The organism is Streptomyces anatolicus, assembly GCF_019400875.1.
Lineage (GTDB): Bacteria > Actinomycetota > Actinomycetes > Streptomycetales > Streptomycetaceae > Streptomyces > Streptomyces anatolicus.
On record NZ_WMBF01000462.1, the window covers coordinates 1 to 5,011 of the forward strand.

General features: G+C 72.2%; 6 protein-coding genes. 5 read left to right on the forward strand and 1 reads right to left on the reverse strand.

What is annotated here, in order from left to right; translation table 11 throughout:
• Positions 1-123 precede the first annotated feature (123 nt).
• Entirely contained in the window at positions 124-609 is a 486-nt protein-coding gene (locus GKQ77_RS27405; protein ID WP_219691613.1) for a cation:proton antiporter regulatory subunit, read from the forward strand.
• Between the two features lie 4 nt (positions 610-613).
• A complete protein-coding gene (locus GKQ77_RS27410) occupies positions 614-1,867 on the forward strand; it encodes a cation:proton antiporter (protein ID WP_308117808.1) in 1,254 nt (417 codons plus the stop codon).
• A 37-nt stretch (positions 1,868-1,904) separates the two neighbouring features.
• Here the strand turns inward: GKQ77_RS27410 and GKQ77_RS34000 are convergent, their stop codons facing one another.
• Positions 1,905-2,777, reverse strand: coding sequence for an alpha/beta fold hydrolase (locus GKQ77_RS34000; protein WP_308117809.1), 873 nt, complete (start codon positions 2,775-2,777; stop codon positions 1,905-1,907).
• A 244-nt stretch (positions 2,778-3,021) separates the two neighbouring features.
• Between GKQ77_RS34000 and GKQ77_RS27420 the strand changes: the two genes are divergently transcribed.
• From GKQ77_RS27420 to GKQ77_RS27430, 3 genes are all read left to right on the forward strand, one after another.
• The gene (locus tag GKQ77_RS27420) at positions 3,022-3,729 is read left to right on the forward strand and encodes a hypothetical protein (protein ID WP_219691614.1); all 708 of its coding nucleotides are present in this window, start codon (positions 3,022-3,024) and stop codon (positions 3,727-3,729) included.
• 87 nt (positions 3,730-3,816) lie between these two features.
• On the forward strand, positions 3,817-4,539 hold the full coding sequence (locus GKQ77_RS27425) for a sigma-70 family RNA polymerase sigma factor (protein WP_219691615.1): 723 nt from the start codon (positions 3,817-3,819) through the stop codon (positions 4,537-4,539).
• Between the two features lie 162 nt (positions 4,540-4,701).
• A partial coding sequence (locus GKQ77_RS27430) for a peptidoglycan-binding protein (RefSeq protein WP_219691616.1) occupies positions 4,702-5,011 on the forward strand: 310 nt, incomplete at its 3' end.

Genomic DNA, 5,011 nt, shown 5'->3' on the forward strand with positions numbered 1-5,011 from the left:
CGTTTCGACCGTCCAGCCCCGTTTCGACCGTCCAGCCCCATTCCGTCCCCCGTAATTTTGCCAATACTTGGCCCCGATAGGGTGACACCCAGGGATGATCACCTATCGCGCAAGGGGAAAGCTGTGCCCGCCTCACGTCTCAGCCGTACGCCGCTCCCCGGCATCGGCATCCGGTACGACCTGACGACCCGAGAACAGCGGCGCCTTTCGGTGGTCGCGCACCGGGACGGGGCGCGGACGCTGAGCGCGTACCGCTCCGACGACCCGGACGAGTGCGCCCTGTCGCTGCGGCTGAGTTCCGGTGAGGCGGAAGCGCTGATCGACGCGCTGACGCCCTCGCACCACAGCCCGAATCTGCTGCACACCACGGACCTCGGCCTGGTCGCCGAGCGGGTGCTGCTCTCCGCCACCTCGCACTGGAACGGGCGGCTCCTCGGCGAGACCCGGACGCGGACCGAGACCGGCGTCTCGATCGTGGCGGTCCTGCGGCGGGCCGACGCCATTCCGTCGCCCGCGCCCGACTTCCGGCTCGCGGGCGGCGACACCCTGATCGTGATCGGCACGCGCGAAGGCGTGGAGAGCGCCGCGACCATACTCGGCAGGGAGTGAGCGCGTGCACTCCGCTGTCTTCCTCATCGAGTTCGGCGCGATCATCCTGGCGCTCGGCCTGCTCGGCCGGTTCGCGGGCCGCTTCCAGTTCTCGCCGATCCCGCTCTACCTCCTGGCGGGGCTCGCGTTCGGCGAGGGCGGGCTGCTGCCGCTCGGCGCGAGCGAGGAGTTCGTCGCCATCGGCGCCGAGATCGGCGTCATCCTGCTGCTGCTGATGCTCGGGCTCGAATACACGGCCACCGATCTCGTCAGCAACCTCAAGACGCAGTACCCTGCCGGGCTCGTCGACTGCACGCTGAACGCCGTGCCCGGCGCGGTCGCCGCGCTGCTCATGGGGTGGGGTCCGGTCGCCGCCGTGGTGCTCGCCGGTGTCACCTGGATCTCCTCGTCCGGCGTCATCGCCAAGGTCCTCGGGGACCTCGGGCGGCTCGGCAATCGCGAGACACCGGTCATCCTCAGCATCCTCGTCCTCGAGGACCTGGCGATGGCCGTCTATCTGCCCATCATCACCGCGCTGCTCGCGGGCGTCGGCTGGGCGGCGGGCAGCCTCACGCTCGCCATCGCGCTGGGCGCGGCAGGGCTCGTCCTCTTCCTCGCGGTGCGCTATGGGCGGGTCATCTCCCGCTTCGTCTCCAGCGACGACCCGGAGAAGCTGCTCCTTGTGGTGCTCGGCCTGACCATCCTGGTCGCGGGGATCGCACAGCAGCTCCAGGTCTCCGCCGCCGTCGGCGCCTTCCTGGTCGGCATCGCGCTGTCCGGCGAGGTCGCCGAGGGCGCCCATACGCTGCTCGCGCCGCTGCGCGATCTCTTCGCGGCCGTCTTCTTCGTCTTCTTCGGTCTGCACACCGATCCGGCGAGCATCCCGCCCGTGCTGCTCCCGGCGCTCGCGCTCGCGGTCGTGACGGCCCTGACGAAGATCGCCACGGGTTACTGGGCGGCCCGCCGCGCCGGTGTCTCCGTCAAGGGCCGCTGGCGGGCGGGCGGCGCGCTGGTGGCGCGGGGTGAGTTCTCCATCGTCATCGCGGGCCTCGCGGTCGCCGCCGGCATCGAGCCGTCACTGGGACCGCTGGCCACGGCGTACGTCCTGATCCTGGTGATCGTGGGACCGCTGACCGCCCGTTACACCCAGCCCGTCGCGGCTCTCGTGGGCGGTCTCCTGGCGCGGCGCCGGGAGACCGCGGCCGGGGCCACGCCGCTCCCCGGGCCCCGGGAAGCGGTCGAGTCCCTGGACGGCCAGGACGTGGGCGACCGCTCCTAGGCGCCGGGGCCCAGGAGCGGAGGCGCGGGGCGGCGGATCAGCCGAGGCATCTGGGGCGGAAGTCCGCGTCGGCCGGGCCCTCGCGGTCCAAGGCGTTGAGCACCCACTGGGCGACGACCGGGTCCTTGGTCGACTGGTCGTGCATGAACAGGTCGAGCGGGCAGCGGTCCTGGAGGACGACGTTGGTGACGTACTCCTTCGGGCCGCTCAGCAGGGCGCTCGTGTACGGGATCACGACCTCGTCATAGCGCGTGGTGACGACGGTGTAATCGGGGCCCGCCGGGGTCTCCGTGCCTTCGTTGAGCTTCGTGAGGAGGTCGGAGCCCGTGATCTGGTCGGCGCAGGCCGGGCAGACGGTGACGCCGAGCGGCTTGGCCAGCGGGTTGGCCGTGCCGTGGTTGGACGGCACGATGCCGATCAGGTCGTCCACCTTGTCCGCGCCGCCGAGGAACTTCACGTAGTAGCGGGGCATCATGCCGCCCTGGCTGTGGCCGACGAGGTCGACCTTCGCGGCGCCGGTCGCGCCCCGCACGGCCTCGACGAAGTCCTTGAGTTCGGCGGCGGAGCGGGGGACCGGGTCGGTCGCCATGTTGCCGTAGTTGAACGCGAAGACGCAGTAGCCCGCTCTCTTGAGCTTCGGCGAGAGGGTGGCCCAGTTCTCCGCCATCAGCTTGAACGTGCCGTTGACCAGCACGACCGGCTCCGGGTGCGCCGAGTCCGGCTTGCACGACCAGTCGTTCGCGCCGCGGGGCGGTATGTCCAGGAGCGAGGCGGGCGCGGCGGTGGCCGGGGAGGCCGCCGCGGGGGTGGCGAGGCCCGCGACCCCGAGGGCCAGGGCGGCCGCGGCGGTCATCACGGACCGGACGGCGTGGCGCAGGGGGCGCAGGGGATGCGGAGGGCGCAGATGCATGGCTTGGTTCCCATCGTTCAGCGAGGCCGACGACGCTTGGTGCGACGACGGCATACGAACGCGGTTCGGCAATGCCGACCGCTGGGGAAGATCGTTTTCCGTGGACACGTACTGCGTCAAGGGGTTTACGTTCTGTGTTCGTCACATCGATGAGGTCTTGCCGATGTGGGGCGGCGTGGTGCACTTCGGGCGAGTACGGGACTCGGCGCCCGCCGCTCCCCCGCCGCCTGGCACGATGCTCCCCATGACGTCAGGGCCCGCGTTCCGCCTCGCACGAGCCGCCGTGTTCGCGGCCGTGTGCGTGGTGACGACGGCCTTCGGTCACGCGCTCATGTCCGGGGCTTCGCTGCCCTGGTGGGCGGTGGGCTACGCGTTCGCCGCCACGTCGGCCGCCGCCTGGTGGCTCACCGGGCGCGAGCGCGGCGCACCGGCGGTCATCGGCGCCACGGTCGTGGCGCAGCTGGCCCTGCACGAGCTGTTCGGGGTGGCGCAGCGGATGGGTCCGCCGACGGCCCGGGCCGGTGACGGCATGGGCGGCACGGACGGCATGAACCACATGAACCATCCGATGCCGATGCCGTCGTCCGCCGGCGCACCGGGTGGCCACGCCACGGCTGCCACCACGGCTCCCATGCCGGACGAGGGCGCGTCCCACTGGGTGATGTCCGTCTTCGGGCACAGCGGCACGGGGATGTTCCTCGCCCACCTCGTCGCCGCGCTGATCTGCGCCCTGTGGCTGTGGCGGGGCGAGGCCGCCGCGTTCCGCACCGGGCGCGCGCTCGCCGCGGCCGTCTTCGTGCCGCTGCGGCTCGCCCTCTCGGTCCTCCTCACCGCCCTGCCCCCCGCGCCGCCGCACGTCGGCGCGCTCGTGCCCGTGCCGCGGCTGCGCGGGGTCCTGCTCCAGTACGCCGTCTCGCGCAGAGGTCCGCCGGTCCTTCCGGTCAGTTCCTGACACCGCCCGCACCCCCTTGGTGCCGGGCGGATCTTCGGCGTTCGCGCGCCGCTCTCAGAACTCCCTTCACCGAAGGACCCTTTTGCGATGACTCCTACCCTTTTGCGCCCCGGGTGCGACCCCGATCGGACCCGGGACGACGACCTGATCACCGAATGGGCGCTCGCGGCCCGCGACGGCGACGCCGCGGCGTTCGAGCGGTTCGTACGGGCCACCCGGCGTGACGTCTGGCGTTTCGTGGCCCACCTCAGCGGCGATCCGCACGGCTCCGACGACCTGACCCAGGAAACGTATCTGCGCGCCCTGACCGCGCTGCGCGGCTATGCGGCCCGCTCCTGCGCCCGCACCTGGCTGCTCGCCATCGCGCGCCGGACCGTCGCCGACCGCTTCCGCTCGGCCGCGGCCCGGCCCCGCATCTTCGACACCTCGGACTGGCAGGCGGCCGCGGAGCGCGCGCAGCCGCGGGGCCTGCCCGGGTTCGAGGAGGGCGTGGCCCTGCTCGACCTCCTCCAGGCGCTCGACGCGCCGCGCCGCGAGGCGTTCGTGCTGACCCAGCTCGCCGGGCTGCCGTACGCGGAAGCGGCGGCCGCCGTCGGCTGTCCGGTCGGGACGGTGCGCTCGCGGGTGGCGCGCGCACGGGAGCGGGTGAGCGCGCTGCTGGTCGCGGCGGACCGCGCGGCCCGGCACGAGGAGTACCGCGGAAGTTGTACATCCCGCGGCGCTACCCCACTGGATGGAGACGACCGTCAACCACTGGTGGATCGAAACCTCAACTCCCGGTTTGACGAAGGCGGATTCGCCGGGAAGTAGCTTCTGACCGTGCGCCGGGGCGGGCCGGGTCCACCGGGTCCGGGCCGCTTCGGCGCACGACAACCGACAGTGGGCGGGATCGACACGACCGGAGAACCGGCACGCGCGCCGAGAGGGGCGCACGCCGCGACAGGTGCCGCCCCACGACCCAAAGGGGGAACAATGCGTTCGAACATCGTGACAAGGGCGCTCATCAGCGCCACCGCCGTCGTCGGGCTCACCGCCGGGACCCTGGCGGCCGCGGGCACCAGCTTCGCGGCGAGCGAGACGACCGCCAAGCCCGCGGTCAGCGCCGAGGCGGTCACCCCGGCCGCGGTGAACAACCTGGGCCTGAGCACCGCCGAGGCGAAGAAGGTCCAGCGCTGGCTGAAGACCTACTGGGGTTACACCGGCTCGATCGACGGCAAGCTGGGCACCAACAGCTGGAAGGCGTTCCAGCGCTGCCTGAAGGCGAACTGGGGCTACACCGGCA